Raw genomic sequence first — 19,640 nt, 5'->3', positions numbered from 1 at the left:
ATAAATTTTTTAATATAAAAGAATAATCAATTGGTTAGAGCTATAATTTAATTTGAGATCATTCTAATAGATAAACTCATCATCCCGTGGCGTTTGCGGTCAAGCTGCTCTGGCATCAGAGAAACTGCAGGACTATATCAAGCACGAAGGCACTATTTGCCTCACAAATCAAACCGGCAAAGAAAATGACTGTTCTTATCAATCAGCCTCATCCCTCCATCGACAAGGCGTCCATCAAGCAGCTGGTGGATACATTTTATGGGCGTGCGCGCGAGGACGCGGTCATAGGCCCAATCTTCACGCAAGCCGTTGCAGATTGGAATCACCATCTTGATCAGATCACGGAATTCTGGTCATCGGTCATTCTGAAAACCGGCAGCTACGAAGGCCGTCCCATGCCGCCGCATCTGCGGCTTGGCTTGAGAGGCGATCATTTCGACCGGTGGCTGGAGCTGTTTGAACAGACGGCACGCGAGATTTTTCCGCCCGAGGGCGCCATTGTTTTTATTGATCGCGCCCGGCGCATCGCCGATAGTTTTGAAATGGCAATTGCAACACATGGCGGCAAGATTTCCGCCCCCCGCCATTCGCGTAAACCATTATAAAAACGCCTGCCACTCATTGAGCAGCAGGCGTTTCATTTTTATGCGGCAGGCTTGGACTTTTCTGCTGCAAGTTGCTGCTTGTGTCGCAGCAACATGCCGTAAAGATCGCGTGGCTCATCCGGGTCTGCCAGAAGATCAAGCTCTTCATAAAAGCCCGTATCCTGAAGCTTGTCGCGAACATAACGCAGAGCCGAAAAGTCTTCGGTTGCAAAACCCACCGAATCGAACAGCGTAATCTGACGCGCATCCTTGCGACCTTCAGTCTTGCCGGTAATCACTTCCCACAATTCATGAACGGGATAATCTTCCGGAAGCTGCTGGATTTCGCCTTCGATGCGGGTCTGCGGTGGATATTCGACGAAGATGTCCGAGCGGCGGAGAATATCGCCGTGCAGTTCTGTCTTGCCGGGGCAATCGCCGCCAACCGCATTGATATGCACGCCCGCGCCAACCATGTTGTCGGTCAGGATCGTTGCATTGAGCTTGTCGGCAGTAACCGTCGTGATGATATCCGCACCCTCGACCACTTCTTCGACATTCTTGCAGATCACAATGTCAAAGCCTGCGCCTTCAAGATTGCGCACGCATTTTTCAGAAGCAGTTTGGTCAATATCGTATAGACGCAGCTTGTCGATACCGAGAATTGCCTTGAATGCCAGAGCCTGAAATTCACTCTGTGCGCCATTGCCGATAATCGCCATCGTGCGTGCATTCTTTGGTGCAAGATGCTTGGCGGCAACGGCCGAAGTTGCAGCCGTGCGCAGCGCCGTCAGAATGGTCATTTCGGTCAGAAGCATCGGATAGCCACTGCCAACATCTGAAAGAACGCCAAATGCCGTAACGGTCTGCAGTCCATCGCGCGTATTCTTCGGATGACCGTTGACATATTTGAAGCCGTACATCGTACCGTCGCTTGTCGGCATCAGTTCGATCACGCCTTCATCGGAATGCGAAGCCACACGCGGCGTCTTGTCGAAGCGCTCCCAGCGGCGGAAATCCTCTTCCAGATAATCGGCAAGCTCCTTGAGGAAGGTCTCGACGCCGACGGATAGCACCAGCTTCATCATATGATCGACACTGACGAAGGGGACGATATTAAGGTTCGGTTGGGTCATGATTACTCCTCAAGCATGTCGCGGAAAAGCAGATATGATTTTCCGTCAAACACATGTTTTAAAACAAAGACTAAAGCGCCTCCCGAAAACCTCGGTGCCGCTACCTGGGTTCAATAATTGATGGTCGGTCTATCCATGACGCTGCGCCCCAAAAGGCTCGCCATCAGGTCAACCATCACGGTTGCAGTGCGTCCGCGTTCATCGAGAAACGGGTTAAGTTCAACCAGATCGAGGCTTGTCACGAGATCGCTGTCATGCAGCATTTCCATGATGAGATGTGCTTCACGGAAGGTCGCTCCGCCCGGAACCGTGGTGCCGACTGCTGGCGCAATCGACGGCTCAAGGAAATCAACATCAAGGCTCACATGCAGAAGGCCGTTTTCGTCCTTCACACGCTGGAGAAAGCGGCGCAGCAGCGCTGCCACACCATGCTCATCGATAAGGCGCATATCAAAGACAGACACCGCAGTTTTCTGGATCGCATCGCGTTCAGCCGGATCAACACTGCGAATACCCATCATGCAGACATTGGCGGGATCGATCGGCGCTGCCAATGCCGGGAAATAGCCTTCAAACCCCTTCTGGCCCGTGTAATAGGCCACAGGCGTACCATGCAGATTGCCGCTGCCCGTTGTTTCCAGCGTATGGAAATCCGTATGGGCATCAAGCCAGAGCACAAATTGCTTACGACCTTTTTCAGCTGCGCGGCGTGCAATGCCGGGAACAGTGCCTGCTGCAAGCAGATGATCGCCACCAAGGAAGATCGGGAAACCTTCTTCACTCTCACGATAAGCGGCTTCACTGATCGCTTCGATCCAGGCGACAGCCTGCGGCAAAGCCTTGATCGCAGGATTGGGGTGGGTCAGCGGGCGCAACTTAGCCGGTGCCAGATTGCCGAGATCCGTATACGCGTGGCCAAGTTCGCGAATTGCATCCGCGATGCCAGCGGCGCGATAACCATCGGGCCCCATATTGCAACCCAGACGTCCCGTACCTTCCTGAACCGGCAATCCCAAAATCTTGCAATGCATAAAGTGCTACTCCTGAGAAATTATTGTCTTAGATTGACCATTTAAGCTTGGCGAAGTGAAGCAACCGGATTGGCAATTTTAACGGTTTGGTTTATCAGAATGTCGGATTGGCTTTTCAAAATGGAGAAAACATGGACGATCTGGATGAAAAGCTTATCACGCTTTTACGTCACAATGGCCGACGCAGCATATCGGATGTTGCGATTGATCTCGGCGTTTCGCGCGCGACCGTCCGTTCGCGCATGGAACGTCTGGAACAATCTGGCGACATCATCGGCTATACGGTGATCCTGCGCTCTGACGCAGTTGATCTGCCGGTGCGCGGTATCATGATGATCGAAATCGAAGGCCATGTCGCCGACCGGGTGGTCAAGGCGCTCGGCGGTTTCTCCGAAATTTCAGCCATCCACACCACAAATGGTCGTTTCGATCTGGTGGTGGAACTGGGTGCCGCAACGCTGACCGATTTTGATGCCGTGCTGCGCCGCATCCGACTTGTGCCGGGGATCAAGGCCAGCGAAACCAATCTGCTGTTGGCAACACCGCGCTCAACGCGCGCACGTCTGTAATAAAAAAGCCCGGCTCATGGCCGGGCTTTTTATTTATGAGTAAGTGCCGGAATTAAAAAGCGGCAGGCCTTGGCGAAAATGGTGATTTTCGAGTACCGAAGCGGAGTGTACTTTTGGGTACATGAGCATCGGAACGCAGACAAATTGCCATTTGCAGACCGGCATGGCGGCTTTTTTCACTTCTATCAGGCGAGGGTTGGATAATCCGTGTAACCCTTGGCGCCGCCGCCATACATATGTTGCTGATCCAGCTCATTGAGCGGCGCATTTTCTTTCAAACGACGCACGAGATCAGGATTGGAGATGAATGGCTTGCCGAAGGCAACCACATCGGCACGGCCGCTTTCAATTTCCTGTTCAGCAAGGTCGCGATCATAGCCATTATTGACCATCCAGGCCGCTTTGCCACCGGCATCGCGATAAACCTGCTTGAGACGCGCATAATCAAATGGCTGCGGACCCTGCTGGAAATCGCGTGGACCGCCGGTCGCGCCTTCGATGATGTGAATATATGCAAGACCGTAAGAGGCAAGCTTTTCGAGCACATAGTCAAACAGCGGCTGTGGATCCGGATCCGATGCGTCATTGGCAGGCGTGACCGGCGAAAGACGAATACCAACCTTGCCCGGTGCAACCGACTTGGTAATCGCATCCACCACTTCAAACAAAAAGCGCGCGCGGTTTTCGATGGAGCCGCCATATTCGTCAGTGCGGTGGTTGCTGCCTGAACGCAGGAACTGATCGATCAGATAGCCGTTTGCCGCGTGAATTTCGACGCCGTCAAACCCGGCTACCTCCACAGCATTCTTTGCAGCCTTGGCATAGGTGGCCGCGATTTCCGGCAGCTCGCTCTTTTCAAGTGCGCGTGGCTCCGAGGTTGGCGCAAATTCGCCGGTGCCGTCGGGATGCACGAGATAGGTCTTCGACTTGGCGGTGATGGCCGAAGGTGCGACAGGCTTGCCGCCATTTGGCTGCAGGCTGTTGTGCGAAATACGACCCACATGCCACATCTGCACGACGATCTTGCCGCCTGCGCTGTGAACCGCATCAGTTACGCGCTTCCAGCCGGCAAGCTGCTCATCGGAGTAAAGGCCCGGCACATCGGCATAGCCCTGCCCCTGATGGCTGATCGGCGTTGCCTCGGTGATGATGAGACCAGCACTTGCGCGCTGTTCATAATAGGTGACGTTGAGGTCGTTTGGCACAGCGCGGGGCGAGCGATTGCGCGTCAGCGGTGCCATAACGATGCGGTTGGCAAGCTTGATATCGCCGACTGTGACTGGATCGAACAATGTGGCCATAGATACATTCCTTCAAATGGGAAAGATTGGGCAAATGGGAAAGATTGGATTAAAGATCGGACAGTGATTTGAGCAAGGCGGCAATCGCCGCCTCATCGCGCTTGTAGAAGGTCCATTGGCCGACGCGGTGAGGCGTAATCAGCCCCGCTTTCGTCAGCACGGACAAATGAGCCGAAACGGTGGACTGGGAGAGGCCGCACCGCTCGAACTGACCGGCGCACACACCCATCTCCAGGGGCATGTGCTGCGCGGAGAAATGCTTCTCCGGCTGCTTGAGCCAGCTTAAAATGTCGAGTCGAACTGGATGGCCAAGCACCTTGAGTATCTCGTCCAACGGCATAGCCAATGAAGCAGACTGTGCTACAGATTGAATGTCCGACATCACGGTCACCTCGCTGATCTTCCTTCATATCGTCATTTCACGATATATGTATCGCTCAAATCCGATTTAAAAAGGTCCATGCCGTTCACATGCGCGTGAATGGCAATCATCGCTGTTTTCCTGTGGACCACTATATCGGCCTTGATTGCGTCAAACGGGCATCCGACTATGTTCGCCGTAAAGATTTGAGATTGGAATGAATATGGCCAACGATATTAAGCGCATTGCCGGGATTATAGCGCTCGAGATCAATGCAAAGCCCGAACAGGCAATCGCCGCTATTGGCTTGCTGGACGAAGGCTCAACCGTGCCATTCGTCGCCCGTTATCGCAAGGAAGTCACCGGCGGCCTTGATGATACGCAACTGCGCCAGCTTTCAGAGCGCCTCGCCTACTTGCGCGAACTCGAAGCACGCCGCAGCTCCATTCTCGAATCGATCCGCGGCCAGAACAAGCTCACACCGGAACTGGAACTGAAAATCGCAGGTGTCCAGACCAAGGCCGAGCTTGAAGACCTTTATCTTCCCTACAAGCCCAAGCGCCGCACCAAAGCGCAGATCGCCCGCGAACGCGGTCTTGGACCGCTTGCCGAAGCGATTCTCGCCGACCGCAGACTGGTCCCCACAGAAATTGCTGCGCAATATGTCACCGGAGATGTTGCCGATGTGAAGGCAGCCCTTGATGGCGCGCGCGACATCATCGCTGAAGGCTTTGCAGAAAATGCCGAACTGATCGGCAATCTTCGCAACTATCTCAAAGAACGCGCCGTTCTACGCTCGCGCGTTGTCGATGGCAAACAGGAGGCAGGCGCAAAATTCTCCGATTATTTTGACCATTCCGAACGCTGGGCAAACGTTGCAGGCCACCGCGCTCTGGCCATGCTGCGCGGTCGCAATGAGGATTTTCTGTCTCTCGACATTGAAATCGACGCCGATGATACCTCGCCTGTCAAACCCGTCGAACGCAAAATTGCAGCAGCCTATAATATCGGCGCAACGCTTCCCGGCGACCGCTGGCTGATGGAAGTTGCAGGCTGGGCATGGCGCGTCAAGCTCTCGCTCTCCTTGTCACTCGACCTCATGCGCGACCTGCGTGAACGCGCCGAGGAAGAAGCGATCAACGTCTTCGCCCGCAATCTCAAGGACCTGCTATTGGCGGCGCCTGCCGGTTCGCGCGCCACCATGGGCCTTGATCCGGGCATCCGCACCGGCGTCAAGGTCGCAATCGTCGATGGCACCGGCAAACTGCTCGACACAACAACGGTTTATCCGTTTCCGCCAAAGAACGATGTTCGCGGCACCCAGGCCGAACTTGCAAGCCTGATCCGCAAACACAAGATCGAGCTGATAGCGATTGGCAACGGCACAGGCAGCCGCGAAACCGAACGTCTTGTCGTGGATATGCTCAACGACATGCCAGCGCCAAAGCCGCTCAAAGTCATCGTGTCGGAAGCAGGTGCATCAGTCTATTCCGCATCCGAAGCCGCAGCCACCGAATTTCCGCAGCTCGACGTATCGCTGCGCGGTGCCGTTTCCATCGCCCGCCGCCTGCAGGACCCGCTGGCAGAACTCGTCAAGATCGAACCGAAGTCCATCGGCGTTGGCCAGTATCAGCATGATGTCGATCAGTCGCGTCTGGCGCGTTCGCTCGATGCAGTGGTCGAAGATGCAGTGAACGCTGTCGGCGTTGATCTCAACACGGCATCCGCCTCACTGCTGGCGCGCGTATCGGGTCTGGGAAAGTCTTTGGCCGAAGCAATTGTTGCGCATCGCGACGACGCCGGTGCTTTCAAGAACCGCAAGGAACTTCTGAAAGTCGCCCGCCTCGGCAACCGCGCTTTTGAACAATGCGCAGGCTTTCTGCGTATCGCTAACGGCACCGAGCCACTTGATGCGTCCTCCGTTCACCCGGAAGCCTATGGTGTTGCCAAGAAGATCGTTGCCGCCTGCGGCCGCGATGTGCGCAGCCTCATGGGTGATAGCGCAGCACTTAAAAGCCTCGATCCGCGCGTCTTTGTCGATGAGCGTTTTGGTCTGCCAACCGTGCGCGACATTATTGCCGAGCTGGACAAGCCGGGCCGCGATCCGCGCCCTGAGTTCAAGACCGCAACCTTCGCCGATGGCATCGATGACATCAAGGACCTGAAATCCGGCATGATGCTGGAAGGCACAGTCACAAACGTTGCTGCCTTTGGTGCCTTCGTCGATATCGGTGTGCATCAGGACGGGCTTGTCCATGTTTCGCAGCTTGCCGATAAATTTGTCAAAGACCCGCATGAAGTGGTCAAGGCTGGCGATGTGGTGAAGGTGCGCGTGACGGAAGTGGATGTGCCACGCAAGCGCATCGGCCTTACAATGCGCAAGGACGGCGGCGATGCTCCTGCCCCGCGCAACAATGCGCAGCGCGACACGAAACCTGCACAGAAGCAGAACTTTGCCCCGCGCAAACCGGAACAACCATCAACCGGCGGTTTCGGCGCAGCCCTTCTGGAAGCGATGAAGAAGAAATAAGAATAAGGGCGGCTCGCAGAGCGCATCCCGAAAAGTGTGAAACGGTTTTCGGGATGCGCGTTAAAACAGACTTTTAGAGAGCCGTTTTCACATTCAGATCTTGTTGCCGATTGGAAAGCCGGTTGAGACTTTTCTCACCGGTATCTCATCGGTTGGAATGATCCAGCCACCGCGAATAGCAACGCGAACCTCATCGCCTTCTTCCAGTCTTACCGGATCGCGCACTTCAAAATGCAGGTGAATATCCGGCTTGGTGAGCGGATGTGCCTCGATGCGCGAACCGCCACCGCGATAGACTGAACGCTTGACCCGCACGGGGATGCCACCGGCCTCGGTCAATACCAGATCTTCTGCGCGAACGCAGAGTTGCGCATGGGCACGCGGCACTTCGATGCCGGAACAGCGCACCTCTGCGCGGCTTCCCAGCACCAGCGCCTCGCAATGTCCCGCTTTCGCAAAGGACACAACCTCTGCAGGCAGAACCATGCCGTGCGCAATGAAGGAAGCGACCATTTCGCTGGCCGGTTCTTCGTAAAGCTTGCGCGGCGTATCAAACTGCTGAAGCTTGCCGTGATCAAGAACCGCAATCCGGTCAGCAAGCGCCATGGCCTCGGCCTGATCATGCGTGATGTAGATAATCGTCGTACCGGTGCGCTTGTGGAAAGCCGCAAATTCGTCTTCCATTGAAGCACGCAAATGCACGTCGAGATTGGCAAGCGGTTCGTCAAACAAGACCAGCGAAGGGGCTGCTACCAGACAACGGGCCAAAGCCACGCGCTGCCGCTGACCACCCGAAAGATTGGCCGGACGACGATCACCGAAACCATCCAGATCGACCAGAGCCAGTGCTTCTTTGACGCGGGACTCGCGCTCAGCTTTGGCAACCTTCGCCACCCGCAGGCTATAGCCGACATTTTCGGCAACCGTCATATGCGGCCAGAGCGCATAATTCTGGAAGACGATACCGACCTGTCGCTTTTCCGGTGGCACGCTGCCGTCAACATGGGAAACACGGCTGTCACCAATGTGGATTTCGCCGCCGTCAACATCTTCAAAGCCTGCAATCATCCGCAGCAGCGTGGTCTTGCCGCAGCCGGATGGTCCGAGAATGGCAACGAACTCGCCGTCCTTCACATCGAGAGACACTTCAGACAGGGCCTGAAATTCGTTGAAAACTTTGGAAACAGAAGCGATTTTCAGTCGCGCCATGGCAGCACCCCGTTTGGAAGACGCCGCGCAAACAGATTTGTTGCAAGCATCAGTATGAATGTTACCGCAACGGCCAGAATGGATATGGCAGCCGCATAGGCGGAATCGCCCGCCTGTTCAAAAGAAAACATCACCACGCCCAGCGTTTCCGATCCCGACGCCCAGAGAAGCGCTGAAACCGTCAGCTCGCAGAATGCGGTCATGAAAATGAGCACGCCGCCTGCAAGCGTCGCTGGTGCGACCAGAGGAAATATAATGGTCCTGAGCCGATAGAAAAGGCCAGCGCCTGCAATTCGCGCGGCTTCTTCCAGCGCACGGTCAATCTGATGCAGACCAGCAACCGTTGGCCGCAGCGCCAGCACGAAGAAGCGTGCGAGATAAGCAAACAAGATGATCCAGAGCGTATTATAGAGGCTGACACCCACCACTGGCAGCGGTTTTAAGAACATCAGCAGACAGGCGATGGCCAGCACGACACCCGGTAACGCATAGGGCATCTCGGCAGCAAAATTGAGGATCGGCGTCCAGCGCCGTTTGCGCCATGCGAGCATATAGGCAAGCGGAACCGCAATCACCACCGCAAAACCCGCCGTCACAACCGAAAGCAGAATGCTGTTGCCAAAAGCGCGGGCCGAACCGCTGTGTTCAAGCATGACAAAGCGGAAATTTTCAAGCGTGGCCGTCGCAAATGTAAGCGGCACGCCATATGCTGGAACCAGTGCTGAAAGCGTCAGGCCAATGAGCGGCAGAAACAATACGATTACGATCAACAGCCATGCTGCCAGTTCCGCCCAAAGGCGCCATACGCCAAGCGAAAAAGGTGCTGCGGGAAGTGACGTCGAAACAATGCGGAAATCGCGGCGGCGAGAGGCATAATCCTGCGCAGCAATTCCTGCCATGGCGATCAGACCAATCAGCACTGAAAGCACTGCAACACTGGAGAGAACAGCCGGCCCTCCGCCAGCAAGACGCTGATAAATCAGCGTTGGCAGAACGAGATAATTCGATGGAATCCCCAGGAAGGCGGGGATACCAAAATTGCCAACGCACGATACGAAAGCCAAGGCGGCAGCACCGATGATCGATGGCGTCATCAGCGGCAGAATAATGGTGCGCAGAACGGTCCATTTGCTGGCACCGGCACTCAGACCTGCTTCCACCAGTTCGCGCGGGAGTTTGCGCAGGCCCGCCCTTACGATCAGAAAGACCAGCGGCCCATATTGTACGCCGAGCAGAAAGATAATGCCCCAGACGGAATAAAGCGGATTGCGGCTTCCCAGTGGCGGCGCCATGCCGATGATCTTGAGGAATTGACTGGAAGGTCCGAAAAGCTGGAGCCAGGCCAAGGCTGTTACCTGTGGGGCGATCAGTAGCGGCGTTACGTAAAAAAGCACAAAGACATTGCGCCCGCGCATGTCCGTGAGGCCAACGAGCAATGCCGCCACAATGCCAAACACCAGCGCCAGCAGCGTACCGCCAATACCGATCTGCAGGGAATGCCATGTGGCAATCCATGTCGAGCGACTGCTAAGCGTTTCTGACAGAACGGATGTCGAAAACTGTCCTTGTGGCGCAACAAGCTCAACAAGCAATCGCGCCATCGGAAGCAGCGACAAAACCGCAACAATCAACGTTACACCAACAATCAGGGCCGTATCACGGCCCTGAATATCTCGGAAAATCTGCATTTTAGACTTTATCCGCCAAACAGTTCGGAGAACTGCTTCTTGTCGCCATCAGTCTGATCGAGAACCTTCTGGGTGTCGATAGACATGATGTTGATCTTGGTGCCTTCCGGCAGCCATGCAGGGTGGCCGACACCTTGCTTGGCAGGCAGATAGCCCTGCTCAAGGGCCAGCTTCTGGCCGTCATCCGACAGGATAAAATCAACGAACTTCTTGGCGCCATCCACGTTCTTGGCGGTCGCCATGATCGCAACCGGTTCAGTCACGGCAGGCACACCTTCCGACGGGAACACGAATTCGATCGGCGAACCCTTGGCCTTGGCATTGAGCGCCATGAAGTCAACCAGAATGCCATATGGCTTTTCACCGCTCGCAACAGATTTAAGCACGGCGCCATTGCCTTTGACACTGGCCAGTTCATTGGTCTTGAGGTTCTTGAAATAATCCCAGCCGAGATCTTTGTTGAGAGCGAAACCGCTTAAGAGATAGGCCGCAGCACCCGAGTAAAGCGGGTTGGGCATCACAACCTGACCCTTATACTCGGTCTTGGTAAGATCGGACCAATGCTCCGGCTTCTCAGCCGCACCCGTGTTATAAGCAATCCCTGTGGTGATCAGCTTGGAGCCGAAATAGGTCTTGTCGGTGTCATAGCTATCCGCAGCAAAACCATCGACTTTGGCGTCCGTGTAAGCGAGCAGACGCTTGTCCTTCTTGAGACCTTCCATCGTTACCGCATCCGCGATCAGCAACACGTCAGGCTGTGGCGCGCCAGCCGAAAACTCGGCGGCAAGCTTGGTAAGGAGTTCACTCGTCCCCGAACGGAAAATCTGCACATCCGTATCCGGGTTGGCCTTGCGGAAAGCTTCAACCGTCTTGGCTGCATCAGCTTCCGGCTGCGAGGTGTAAAGCGTCAACGTGTCGGCCTGTGCGACAGCCATGGACAGAGCAAGAAGAGCTGGAATGGCCGTAGCCCGCTTCAACATCTTGGTCATGGAGTTTACTCCTCGAATTTCTGTGTGGTTTTCAGCAGCATGAGCTGCCGCTCCAGCGTGATTGCGCTGCATACGAGCTGAAATGGCGCAGATACTGTCATATCGAGAAGCGCGATCATTCCTGTTCATGACTCACCTGTCAAACAAGCCTCTAAAACATCTGCTTACAAATCGGAACTGATTTCAGAAAGCAAAATGCCCCGAGAGCGCCGTGCGTTCTTATGAACGCACAAAGGTCGCTCTCATGATTTCAATTTGCGCATCGTGCTTTACGAAAATCGAAACCGATTTTCGCGCAGATGCGCGGCAGATTTTTGATCCGCAGAAGGGCATTGATCATCTGATCATTTGCCTTCCGCATCTCTTCCACTCTGGAAGCGATGCGGATGCCATAAACGGCTTAGGCTTCAATTATATGACAGTCTCAAATAATTATCTCAGCGGCGTGCGCAACCTGTGCGCCTGCTTCATAATAGGCTTCGCGCAGACCACGAAAACTCTGTTCCTTCGGATCACTGACCGGCAGCGGCAGATCGGCCTCATTAATCTCGCCTGAAACCAGCTTCGCAAGATGCTTGCCAAACACTGTTCCGGGCGCGATGCCGCGTCCGTTATAGCCGGAGAAGCCTACGACATTGCGTGCGAGGCGATGGAACTTCGGCAGACTGTCATTTGTCATGCCGATCTTGCCAAACCATTCCGATTCGAATTCCACGTCACCGATTTGTGGGAAGAGACGCTTGAGCGACTTTTTTGCCCATGCTTTGTGCACACTCGCACCCGTGTTGCGCAGCGCACCGACGCTACCGAACACCAGACGGCCTTGTTGGTCAAAGCGGAAAGACGACAGAACTTCCTTCGTGTCCCACACACCCTGACGTTCCGGCAGAATGCTCTTTCGCAAATTGTCTGAAAGCGGCTTTGTCGCCATGTTGAAATAAGGCAGATGCACAAGCTCAGCGCGCACTTCCGACCATGGCACATTGGTATAGGCGTTGGTCGCAACCACGATCCAATCGGCCGTAACCGTGCCGGAAGCAGTCTTGACCACCCATTTTCCGTTTTGTTCGCTGGCGCCGATCACAGGGCTTTGCGTGAAGATCCGGGCACCGGCAGCAATGGCTGCATGGGCCAGACCGCGCACATAGGCAAGCGGCTGAATGGTGCCCGCGCGCAGATCAAGCAGCGATCCTGAATAGGCCTTGGTCCCGACCTTGGCTTCGGTTTCCCTGGCATCAAGCAGCTTCACATTGGCACCGCGCCGCGCCCACTGCTCATAGCGTTCTTCGAGTTCCTTGAGACCCTTTTTTCCGACAGCGCAATGCAGTGTACCCTGCTTTTCAACTTCACAGGAAATCTTGTGTTTTTCGATGATTTCAAAAACCAGCTTCGGCGCATTGCCGAGGACGTCGAGCAGGCGGTCACCATATTGCTGACCAAGCACGCCCGGCAGATCATCCGGCATGACCCACATGCCAGCATTGACAAGGCCAACATTGCGGCCCGAACCACCATAGCCGATTTCGATGCCTTCCAGCACGACAGCGTTGGTGCCTTTCTCAGCCAGATGCAAAGCCGTCGAAAGGCCGGTAAATCCGCCGCCCACGATCACCACATCGGCAGACAGGTCACCATTCAGCGACGTGGTCTTCGGTGCGGCAGGAGCGGTCTTTTCCCAAAGGCCATGTGAGCGAGGATCGTTCAACATTCAAGACAACCATTTCGTATAATGAAAAACCGGCGACTATTGCCGTCCTGGCTATTTCACGCTGTGGAAGTCGCAAAGACAGCAATATTTGCGCAACAATTCATGCCGGTTCGGAATGACCTATACTAAAGAACGACATTCCCCACCTGTCCTGCGATCCACTGACAGAACACCTGTGTCAACGGGTTCTCAAGCTTGCCTTCCGGAACCACCAGATAATAATCATTCTCGGTCCGCATTGGCTGCTCGAAAAGCATGACCAGTTCGCCGTTACGCAATTCCTGCTCGATCAGATAAAGCGGCAGCAATGCAAAGCCAAGGCCGGCGAGAGCGGCCCCGATCACCATCGAAAACTGATCAAAACGGTGGCCACGATAGGCCGATTTGCCCTCGACGCCACAGCTTTCAAACCATTGCGCCCACATTTTAGGCCTGGTCGCCAGATGCAGCAGCGGCTCATTCTCCAGCTCTTCCGGGGTTGCCGGATGGCGCGTTTTCAGAAGGCGCGGGCTTGCCACCGGCACAATCACCTCTGAGCACAGGAAGGTGCAGGTCGCATGCGCCCAGACGGGCTGGCCATAATGGATGGCAAGATCGAAAGGCTGTTCTTCAAAGTCGAACACGCCGGACCGCGACGCGACATTGATGGCAATGCCCGGATGCTTTTCGACGAAATCGGGAATACGCGGCATCAGCCAGCGCGTGCCGAATGTCGGCAGGGTGGCCACGCTGAACGAGGATGTCGATTGCGCCGACGCCATGGCGCGCAACATCGTATCCTCAGTCTGGTTGAGCAGACGCCGCACTTCCGGCAAGAATTTTCGCCCTGCATCAGAGAGCAGAATGCGCTGGCGAATGCGCTCAAACAGCAATACACCGAGCTGGCTTTCCAGATCCTTGATCTGCCGACTGACAGCGCTCTGCGTGAGGTTAAGTTCGTTGGCAGCCTGCGTGAAACTGCCATGGCGGGCCGCACATTCAAACGCTTGCAGCGTGGCGATGTCGGGGATCAGTCTCCTGCTAAGCTTCATTCCAATCTCGCATTAACATAGTTGCGTTCGTCGCGATCATAACGGCAAAACCGCTGATATGATACATTTTCATCATAATCGCGGTATGTTTTTTATTATCCCGCATACCAGTTAAGCAGACGATCCAACTTCTACGGAAGCTCTTGCAATGAACGCGCAGAAATTCGTTTCACCGGACGCCATTCGCTCAGCCTTTTCGGCAGCCATGTCGGCCATGTATAAGGAAGAAGTGCCTGCTTATGGCACATTGATGGAACTCGTCTCCGATGTGAACGCAAAAGTTCTCGCAGACGACAAGCATCTGCATGAGCGTCTGACGGAAACAGATTCGCTCGAACGCATTTCCGAAGAACGTCACGGTGCCATTCGTTTGGGCACAGCCGCTGAGCTATCCATGATGCGCCGCGTTTTCTCGGTCATGGGCATGTTCCCGGTTGGTTATTACGATTTGAGTGCCGCTGGCGTACCAGTGCATTCCACCGCCTTCCGCCCGATCGACGATAGCGCGCTCAAGCACAATCCGTTCCGCGTTTTCACCTCGCTCCTGCGTCTTGATCTGATCGCCGACGCGAAGCTGCGCGAAGAATCGGAAGAAGTTCTCGCGAAGCGTAACATCTTCACGCCGGGCGCAATCGCGCTTGTCGAGAAAGCCGAAGCCAATGGCGGCCTTGATGAAGCTGACGCGAAAACCTTCGTTGCAGAAGTGCTCGAAACCTTCCGCTGGCACGATCATGCCAATGTCAGCGCCGAGCTTTACCATCGCCTCCACGATGCCCATCGCCTGATCGCCGACGTTGTTTCCTTCAAGGGTCCGCACATCAACCATCTGACACCACGCACGCTCGACATCGACGCCGTGCAGGCTCAAATGCCGGATCGCGGCATTAATCCGAAAGCTGTTGTCGAAGGTCCACCAACCCGCAAATGCCCGATCCTTCTGCGCCAGACCTCTTTCAAGGCGCTGGAAGAAGAAGTTTCGTTCGTTAGCGCAGACGGTACCTGGACCCCGGGCTCCCACACGGCCCGTTTCGGTGAAATCGAACAGCGTGGCGTCGCTCTCACACCAAAGGGCCGTGCGCTTTACGACAAGCTGCTCAATGACACCCGCGCAGTTGCGCGCCCGGCACCGGATGGTTCGAATTCGGCTGAATATGTGAAGGCGCTGAGTGACACCTTTGCCGCTTTCCCTGACACATGGGCAGGTATTCGCGAAGAAGGCCTTGGCTATTTCGCCTATTCGGTCAAGGACGCCGCACGTCTTGCAGCTTTCAAACCTGATACCCATATTGAAACTCTGATCGAAGGTGGCGCTGTCCAGTTCGATCCAATTACCTATGAAGACTTCCTGCCGGTCAGTGCCGCTGGAATTTTCCAGTCGAACCTTGGCGATGACGAAACGCAGGATTTTGTGGAAAGCCCGAACCAGAAGCGTTTCGAGGAAGACCTTGGTGCAAAGGTTCTTAATGAATTCGAGCATTATGCTCGCATCGAACGCGAATCCATCGAAGCTGTACAGGCCCGCTTGAGCGGCCTTGAAGCAGCAGAATAATTAAGCAGGCTAAGAGGATAAATATGAACACCGCTGTTAAAAAACTCGACGTGAAAAAAGAAGCCGCTGAGCTGCTTTCCAAGCTTGGCGTTGATGCAGCACTTTACACGTCGGGCGACCTCGCTGGTTTCAGCCCGGTCTCCGGTGAACAGATCGCTTCGGTCAAGACCCACAGCAAGGACGATGCAGTCAAGATCATCGACAAGGCTGATGAAGCATTCCGCGCATGGCGCACTGTTCCAGCTCCAAAGCGCGGCGAACTCATCCGTCTCCTGGGTGAAGAACTCCGCGCTTCCAAGGAAGATCTTGGCCGCCTCGTTTCGCTCGAAGCTGGCAAGATCCCTTCAGAAGGCCTCGGCGAAGTGCAGGAAATGATCGACATCTGCGATTTCGCAGTCGGTCTGTCGCGTCAGCTCTACGGTCTCACCATCGCAACCGAACGCGCTGGCCATCGCATGATGGAAACCTGGCATCCGCTTGGCGTTGTCGGCGTTATCTCGGCCTTCAACTTCCCTGTTGCCGTCTGGTCGTGGAATGCTGCACTTGCCATCGTTTGCGGCAACTCGGTTGTCTGGAAGCCTTCGGAAAAGACCCTGCTCACCGCTCTTGCCTGCGACGCGATCTTCCAGCGCGCCCTGAAGCGCTTTGGCGAAGCGCCAGAAGGTCTTGCGCTGCTGCTGCTTGGCGACCGTGAAGTTGGTGAAGTCCTCGTTGACAGCCCGAAGGTTCCAGTTGTTTCGGCAACCGGCTCGACCCGCATGGGCCGCGAAGTTGGTCCACGGCTTGCAAAGCGTTTCGCACGTGCAATCCTCGAACTCGGCGGCAACAATGCCGGTATCGTCTGCCCATCGGCAGATCTCGACATGGCACTGCGCGCAATCGCTTTCGGTGCAATGGGCACCGCTGGTCAGCGTTGCACCACGCTGCGTCGTCTGTTCGTGCATGAAAGCGTTTACGATGCACTCGTCCCACGTCTGCAGAAGGCATATGCCAGCGTTACCGTTGGTTCGCCACTTGAAACGACAGCTCTGGTTGGTCCATTGATCGACAAGATTGCTTTCGACAACATGCAGAAGGCACTTAAGGAAGCAGCCGCTCACGGCGGCAAGGTACAGGGCGGCGAACGCGTCGAAACTGGCCATGAAAACGCTTACTATGTGCGTCCGGCTATCGTTGAAATGCCAAAGCAGGAAGGCCCGGTTCTCGAAGAAACCTTCGCACCGATCCTTTACGTCATGAAGTATTCCGACTTCGACGACGTGCTGGCGAGCCACAACGAGGTTGGCGCAGGCCTGTCCTCGTCGATCTTCACACTCAACCTGCAGGAAGCAGAGCGCTTCCTTTCGGTTGAAGGTTCGGATTGCGGCATTGCAAACGTCAATATCGGTACTTCGGGTGCTGAAATCGGCGGCGCATTCGGCGGCGAAAAGGAAACCGGTGGCGGCCGTGAATCGGGTTCGGATGCGTGGAAGGGCTATATGCGCCGCGCAACCAACACCATCAACTACTCGAAGGCTCTGCCGCTGGCACAGGGCGTTTCCTTCGACATCGACTAATCGATCTGATTTAAGATCAAAAGAAAACCCCGCTTTTAGCGGGGTTTTTTATTGGCACAACGCATCGACAGATTGAGATTTTCGCAATGACGTGGCGAAAATGGTGATCTTTCGAGAACCGGAGCGGAGTGTACTTAAGGTACATGAGCACCGGAAGCGCAGAAAGGCGCCATTTGCAGACCGTCAGTGCGACAATATCGGCGGTCGATCAGCCCATGCGCTCAGATGCGAACGACCCTGGCGACGCAGGAAATACGACGGTGCGATTGCCGTTGAGGAATGAACGGTGGTGAATATGCGCGTGAACAGCGCGTGCCAGAACCTGTGCTTCCACATCACGGCCAATCGACACATAATCCGCCGCACTCTGCGCGTGCGTCACACGCGCAACATCCTGTTCAATGATCGGACCTTCATCGAGATCAGCGGTCACATAATGTGCGGTCGCGCCAATCAGCTTCACACCGCGCTCATAGGCCTGCTTGTAAGGGTTTGCCCCCTTAAATGATGGCAGGAACGAGTGATGAATATTGATGATCCGGCCTGACATTTTCTGGCAAAGTGAATCAGACAGAACCTGCATATAGCGCGCAAGAACCACCAGCTCAGTGCCCGTATTCTCGACGATATCCAGAAGACGCTGTTCGGCTTCCGGCTTATTGGCCTTGGTTACAGCGATATGATGGAACGGAATGTCGTGATTGACGACGACCTTCTGATAATCGAAGTGGTTTGACACCACGCCAACGATATCGATTGGCAAAGCGCCGATTTTCCAGCGATAGAGAAGATCGTTCAGGCAATGGCCAAAACGCGACACCATCAGCAATGTCTTTGTGCGATGGGCATTGTCGTGGAAATCGAAATCCATCTCAAAAGGTGCAGCAACAGCCGCAAATCCATCGCGCAAAACTTCGAGCGCGACACCCTCTTCAGAAATGAAGCTGACGCGCATAAAGAAGCGACCGGTATCCAGATCGTCGAACTGGGCACTGTCGATGATATTGCACCCTTTACCCGAAAGATAACCCGAAATGGCGGCAACAATACCGCGGGTGGATTTGCACGTGACGGTCAGGACAAAGTTATGCATCGGACTTCCTTTAAAGCATTTTCGAGCCAAAACTGCGGAGCAATTTTGCGTCGAATAATGCGTAATACTAATCGATAGAGCAGTTCTGACGTTTCCAATAACCGGAACAGATCTATCGTGCAGGCGCAGCTACATCGCAATTTTTTACTCTACGATCCAGCGCCAGCCATGCCAGAATGCGTAATGCACTGACCGGATTGCGCTATCAAGTCGATAATGCGTGAAGGATCAAAGAACTCGAATTAAACCGTCGACGTCACCTTGTTCAAATGACGGGGCTTATCGGGATCGTAGCCCTTGCGGCGCGTGACAGTTTCGATGATCCGATAATAGTTGATAAGCGAAACGAGCGGGTCGAGATGGCCGTTGCCGGTGCTGGCAGACGGCACCCTATGGCCTGGCACCGAAGCATCACCAAACGAGACAAGGTTTGCGCCGAACGATCCAAGCCTGCCCAGTGCCTGAATGCTTGTTTCAAGCGCCTCATCCTGCGGAATGAACGACAGAATTGGGAAGCCGGTTTCCACCAGCCGCATCGGTCCATGCATCAGCTCGGCAAGCGAGAATGCTTCCGCATGAATATTGGCGGTTTCCTTGGCCTTGAGTGCAGCTTCAAGGGAAATGGCATAGGCCGTGCCACGTCCGCCAGTGAACAGCGACTTTGCCTCAACCAACAGGTCTTCCACCACTTCGCGGTCGTCCGGCTTTGTAGCAGCCAAGGCTTCCGGCAAGCGCCTCAAACCATCTTTCAGCCGCACGTCGTTGCTTGCGGCAGCCACCACGCCTGAAAGTGCAGCAGCTGATGCAATGAAGGACTTGGTGGCGGCAACGCTTTTCTCTTCGCCGGCATGAAGGGCGAGCACAATGTCGGCACCCTTCGCAAGCGGACTATCGGTCACGTTAACAACGGCAACCGTCACGGCCCCACCCCGTTTTGCTGCATCCTGCACCGCGATAATGTCCGGGCTTGCACCCGATTGCGACACGGTGAAATGCAGACCACCCTCGAGTTTCAGCTTCGCGCCATAAACGGAAGCCACCGATGGTCCGATAGAGGCAACTGGAATGCCGGTGGCGATCTCCATCAGATATTTGAAAAAGGTCGCCGCATGATCGGACGAACCACGCGCAGCGGTGGTAATCACTGTGGGTGACTTTTCAAACAGCCGACCGATTTCAGCAAACGCTCCGGCTTCTGCTGCAAGAAGTTTCGCCACGACAGACGGCGCCTGTTCGGTTTCCTGCAACATAAGCGACGGAGCAGTTTGCATGTTCATTCTCCAAAAAAAGAAAAGTCTGCACGAA

Annotated in this window: 16 protein-coding genes; 5 read left to right on the top strand and 11 right to left on the bottom strand. The window is 55.0% G+C overall.

The annotated features are described in order from the left end of the window. Positions 1-185 precede the first annotated feature (185 nt). A complete protein-coding gene (locus tag H5024_RS04785) occupies positions 186-605 on the top strand; it encodes a group III truncated hemoglobin (RefSeq protein ID WP_187544269.1) in 420 nt (139 codons plus the stop codon). 38 nt (positions 606-643) lie between these two features. Here H5024_RS04785 and H5024_RS04780 read toward each other — a convergent pair whose 3' ends face one another. Beyond that, complete coding sequence (locus H5024_RS04780) at positions 644-1,720, bottom strand: ornithine cyclodeaminase (RefSeq protein ID WP_187544268.1); 1,077 nt, start codon at positions 1,718-1,720, stop codon at positions 644-646. 110 nt (positions 1,721-1,830) lie between these two features. Beyond that, entirely contained in the window at positions 1,831-2,751 is a 921-nt protein-coding gene (gene rocF, locus H5024_RS04775; protein WP_187544267.1) for an arginase, read from the bottom strand. 131 nt (positions 2,752-2,882) lie between these two features. Between rocF and H5024_RS04770 the strand changes: the two genes are divergently transcribed. Continuing rightward, on the top strand, positions 2,883-3,320 hold the full coding sequence (locus tag H5024_RS04770; protein WP_007876167.1) for an Lrp/AsnC family transcriptional regulator: 438 nt from the start codon (positions 2,883-2,885) through the stop codon (positions 3,318-3,320). 185 nt (positions 3,321-3,505) lie between these two features. Here the strand turns inward: H5024_RS04770 and H5024_RS04765 are convergent, their stop codons facing one another. Further along, positions 3,506-4,621, bottom strand: a complete 1,116-nt coding sequence (locus H5024_RS04765) for an alkene reductase (RefSeq protein ID WP_187544266.1) — start codon at positions 4,619-4,621, stop codon at positions 3,506-3,508. Between the two features lie 49 nt (positions 4,622-4,670). Continuing rightward, on the bottom strand, positions 4,671-5,003 hold the full coding sequence (locus tag H5024_RS04760) for a helix-turn-helix transcriptional regulator (protein WP_187544265.1): 333 nt from the start codon (positions 5,001-5,003) through the stop codon (positions 4,671-4,673). A gap of 202 nt (positions 5,004-5,205) precedes the next feature. Between H5024_RS04760 and H5024_RS04755 the strand changes: the two genes are divergently transcribed. Beyond that, positions 5,206-7,512, top strand: coding sequence for a Tex family protein (locus H5024_RS04755; RefSeq protein WP_187544264.1), 2,307 nt, complete (start codon positions 5,206-5,208; stop codon positions 7,510-7,512). Positions 7,513-7,605: 93 nt separating this feature from the next. Here the strand turns inward: H5024_RS04755 and H5024_RS04750 are convergent, their stop codons facing one another. The 5 genes from H5024_RS04750 to H5024_RS04730 form a co-directional block, all read right to left on the bottom strand. Further along, positions 7,606-8,721, bottom strand: a complete 1,116-nt coding sequence (locus H5024_RS04750; protein WP_187544263.1) for an ABC transporter ATP-binding protein — start codon at positions 8,719-8,721, stop codon at positions 7,606-7,608. Continuing rightward, positions 8,709-10,409 (bottom strand): iron ABC transporter permease, encoded by a 1,701-nt coding sequence (locus H5024_RS04745; protein WP_187544262.1) that lies wholly within the window; start codon positions 10,407-10,409, stop codon positions 8,709-8,711. The genes H5024_RS04750 and H5024_RS04745 overlap by 13 nt, the downstream gene beginning before the upstream one ends. An 8-nt stretch (positions 10,410-10,417) precedes the next feature. Then, complete coding sequence (locus H5024_RS04740; RefSeq protein WP_187544261.1) at positions 10,418-11,398, bottom strand: ABC transporter substrate-binding protein; 981 nt, start codon at positions 11,396-11,398, stop codon at positions 10,418-10,420. Between the two features lie 424 nt (positions 11,399-11,822). Then, on the bottom strand, positions 11,823-13,106 hold the full coding sequence (locus tag H5024_RS04735) for an FAD-binding oxidoreductase (protein WP_187544260.1): 1,284 nt from the start codon (positions 13,104-13,106) through the stop codon (positions 11,823-11,825). A 125-nt stretch (positions 13,107-13,231) separates the two neighbouring features. Next, the gene (locus H5024_RS04730; RefSeq protein WP_187544259.1) at positions 13,232-14,137 is read right to left on the bottom strand and encodes a LysR family transcriptional regulator; all 906 of its coding nucleotides are present in this window, start codon (positions 14,135-14,137) and stop codon (positions 13,232-13,234) included. A 148-nt stretch (positions 14,138-14,285) separates the two neighbouring features. On the opposite strand from H5024_RS04730, the gene H5024_RS04725 reads away from it, so the two are divergent. Together H5024_RS04725 and H5024_RS04720 are read left to right on the top strand one after the other, a co-directional pair. After that, on the top strand, positions 14,286-15,686 hold the full coding sequence (locus H5024_RS04725) for a VOC family protein (protein WP_187544258.1): 1,401 nt from the start codon (positions 14,286-14,288) through the stop codon (positions 15,684-15,686). 23 nt (positions 15,687-15,709) lie between these two features. Continuing rightward, positions 15,710-17,242, top strand: a complete 1,533-nt coding sequence (locus tag H5024_RS04720) for an aldehyde dehydrogenase family protein (RefSeq protein ID WP_187544257.1) — start codon at positions 15,710-15,712, stop codon at positions 17,240-17,242. Positions 17,243-17,450: 208 nt separating this feature from the next. Here H5024_RS04720 and purU read toward each other — a convergent pair whose 3' ends face one another. Both purU and H5024_RS04710 read right to left on the bottom strand, forming a co-directional pair. After that, entirely contained in the window at positions 17,451-18,335 is an 885-nt protein-coding gene (gene purU / locus H5024_RS04715) for a formyltetrahydrofolate deformylase (protein ID WP_187544256.1), read from the bottom strand. A gap of 242 nt (positions 18,336-18,577) precedes the next feature. Continuing rightward, on the bottom strand, positions 18,578-19,606 hold the full coding sequence (locus H5024_RS04710; protein ID WP_187544255.1) for an SIS domain-containing protein: 1,029 nt from the start codon (positions 19,604-19,606) through the stop codon (positions 18,578-18,580). Between the last annotated feature and the right edge of the window lie 34 nt (positions 19,607-19,640).

Source organism: Ochrobactrum sp. Marseille-Q0166 (assembly GCF_014397025.1).
Taxonomy (GTDB): domain Bacteria; phylum Pseudomonadota; class Alphaproteobacteria; order Rhizobiales; family Rhizobiaceae; genus Brucella.
This window is presented reverse-complemented; position numbering and strand designations above follow the sequence as displayed.

What these genes read in the sequence shown, in the direction of transcription:
- H5024_RS04755 (WP_187544264.1), top strand. Translation starts at nt 5,206, where the DNA reads ATGGCCAACGATATTAAGCGCATTGCCGGGATTATAGCGCTCGAGATC.
- H5024_RS04725 (WP_187544258.1), top strand. Translation starts at nt 14,286, where the DNA reads ATGAACGCGCAGAAATTCGTTTCACCGGACGCCATTCGCTCAGCCTTT.
- H5024_RS04745 (WP_187544262.1), bottom strand. Translation starts at nt 10,409, where the DNA reads ATGCAGATTTTCCGAGATATTCAGGGCCGTGATACGGCCCTGATTGTT.
- H5024_RS04710 (WP_187544255.1), bottom strand. Translation starts at nt 19,606, where the DNA reads ATGCAAACTGCTCCGTCGCTTATGTTGCAGGAAACCGAACAGGCGCCG.
- H5024_RS04740 (WP_187544261.1), bottom strand. Translation starts at nt 11,398, where the DNA reads ATGACCAAGATGTTGAAGCGGGCTACGGCCATTCCAGCTCTTCTTGCT.
- H5024_RS04785 (WP_187544269.1), top strand. Translation starts at nt 186, where the DNA reads ATGACTGTTCTTATCAATCAGCCTCATCCCTCCATCGACAAGGCGTCC.
- H5024_RS04730 (WP_187544259.1), bottom strand. Translation starts at nt 14,137, where the DNA reads ATGAAGCTTAGCAGGAGACTGATCCCCGACATCGCCACGCTGCAAGCG.
- H5024_RS04760 (WP_187544265.1), bottom strand. Translation starts at nt 5,003, where the DNA reads ATGTCGGACATTCAATCTGTAGCACAGTCTGCTTCATTGGCTATGCCG.
- rocF (WP_187544267.1), bottom strand. Translation starts at nt 2,751, where the DNA reads ATGCATTGCAAGATTTTGGGATTGCCGGTTCAGGAAGGTACGGGACGT.
- H5024_RS04735 (WP_187544260.1), bottom strand. Translation starts at nt 13,106, where the DNA reads ATGTTGAACGATCCTCGCTCACATGGCCTTTGGGAAAAGACCGCTCCT.
- H5024_RS04770 (WP_007876167.1), top strand. Translation starts at nt 2,883, where the DNA reads ATGGACGATCTGGATGAAAAGCTTATCACGCTTTTACGTCACAATGGC.
- H5024_RS04780 (WP_187544268.1), bottom strand. Translation starts at nt 1,720, where the DNA reads ATGACCCAACCGAACCTTAATATCGTCCCCTTCGTCAGTGTCGATCAT.
- H5024_RS04765 (WP_187544266.1), bottom strand. Translation starts at nt 4,621, where the DNA reads ATGGCCACATTGTTCGATCCAGTCACAGTCGGCGATATCAAGCTTGCC.
- H5024_RS04720 (WP_187544257.1), top strand. Translation starts at nt 15,710, where the DNA reads ATGAACACCGCTGTTAAAAAACTCGACGTGAAAAAAGAAGCCGCTGAG.
- H5024_RS04750 (WP_187544263.1), bottom strand. Translation starts at nt 8,721, where the DNA reads ATGGCGCGACTGAAAATCGCTTCTGTTTCCAAAGTTTTCAACGAATTT.
- purU (WP_187544256.1), bottom strand. Translation starts at nt 18,335, where the DNA reads ATGCATAACTTTGTCCTGACCGTCACGTGCAAATCCACCCGCGGTATT.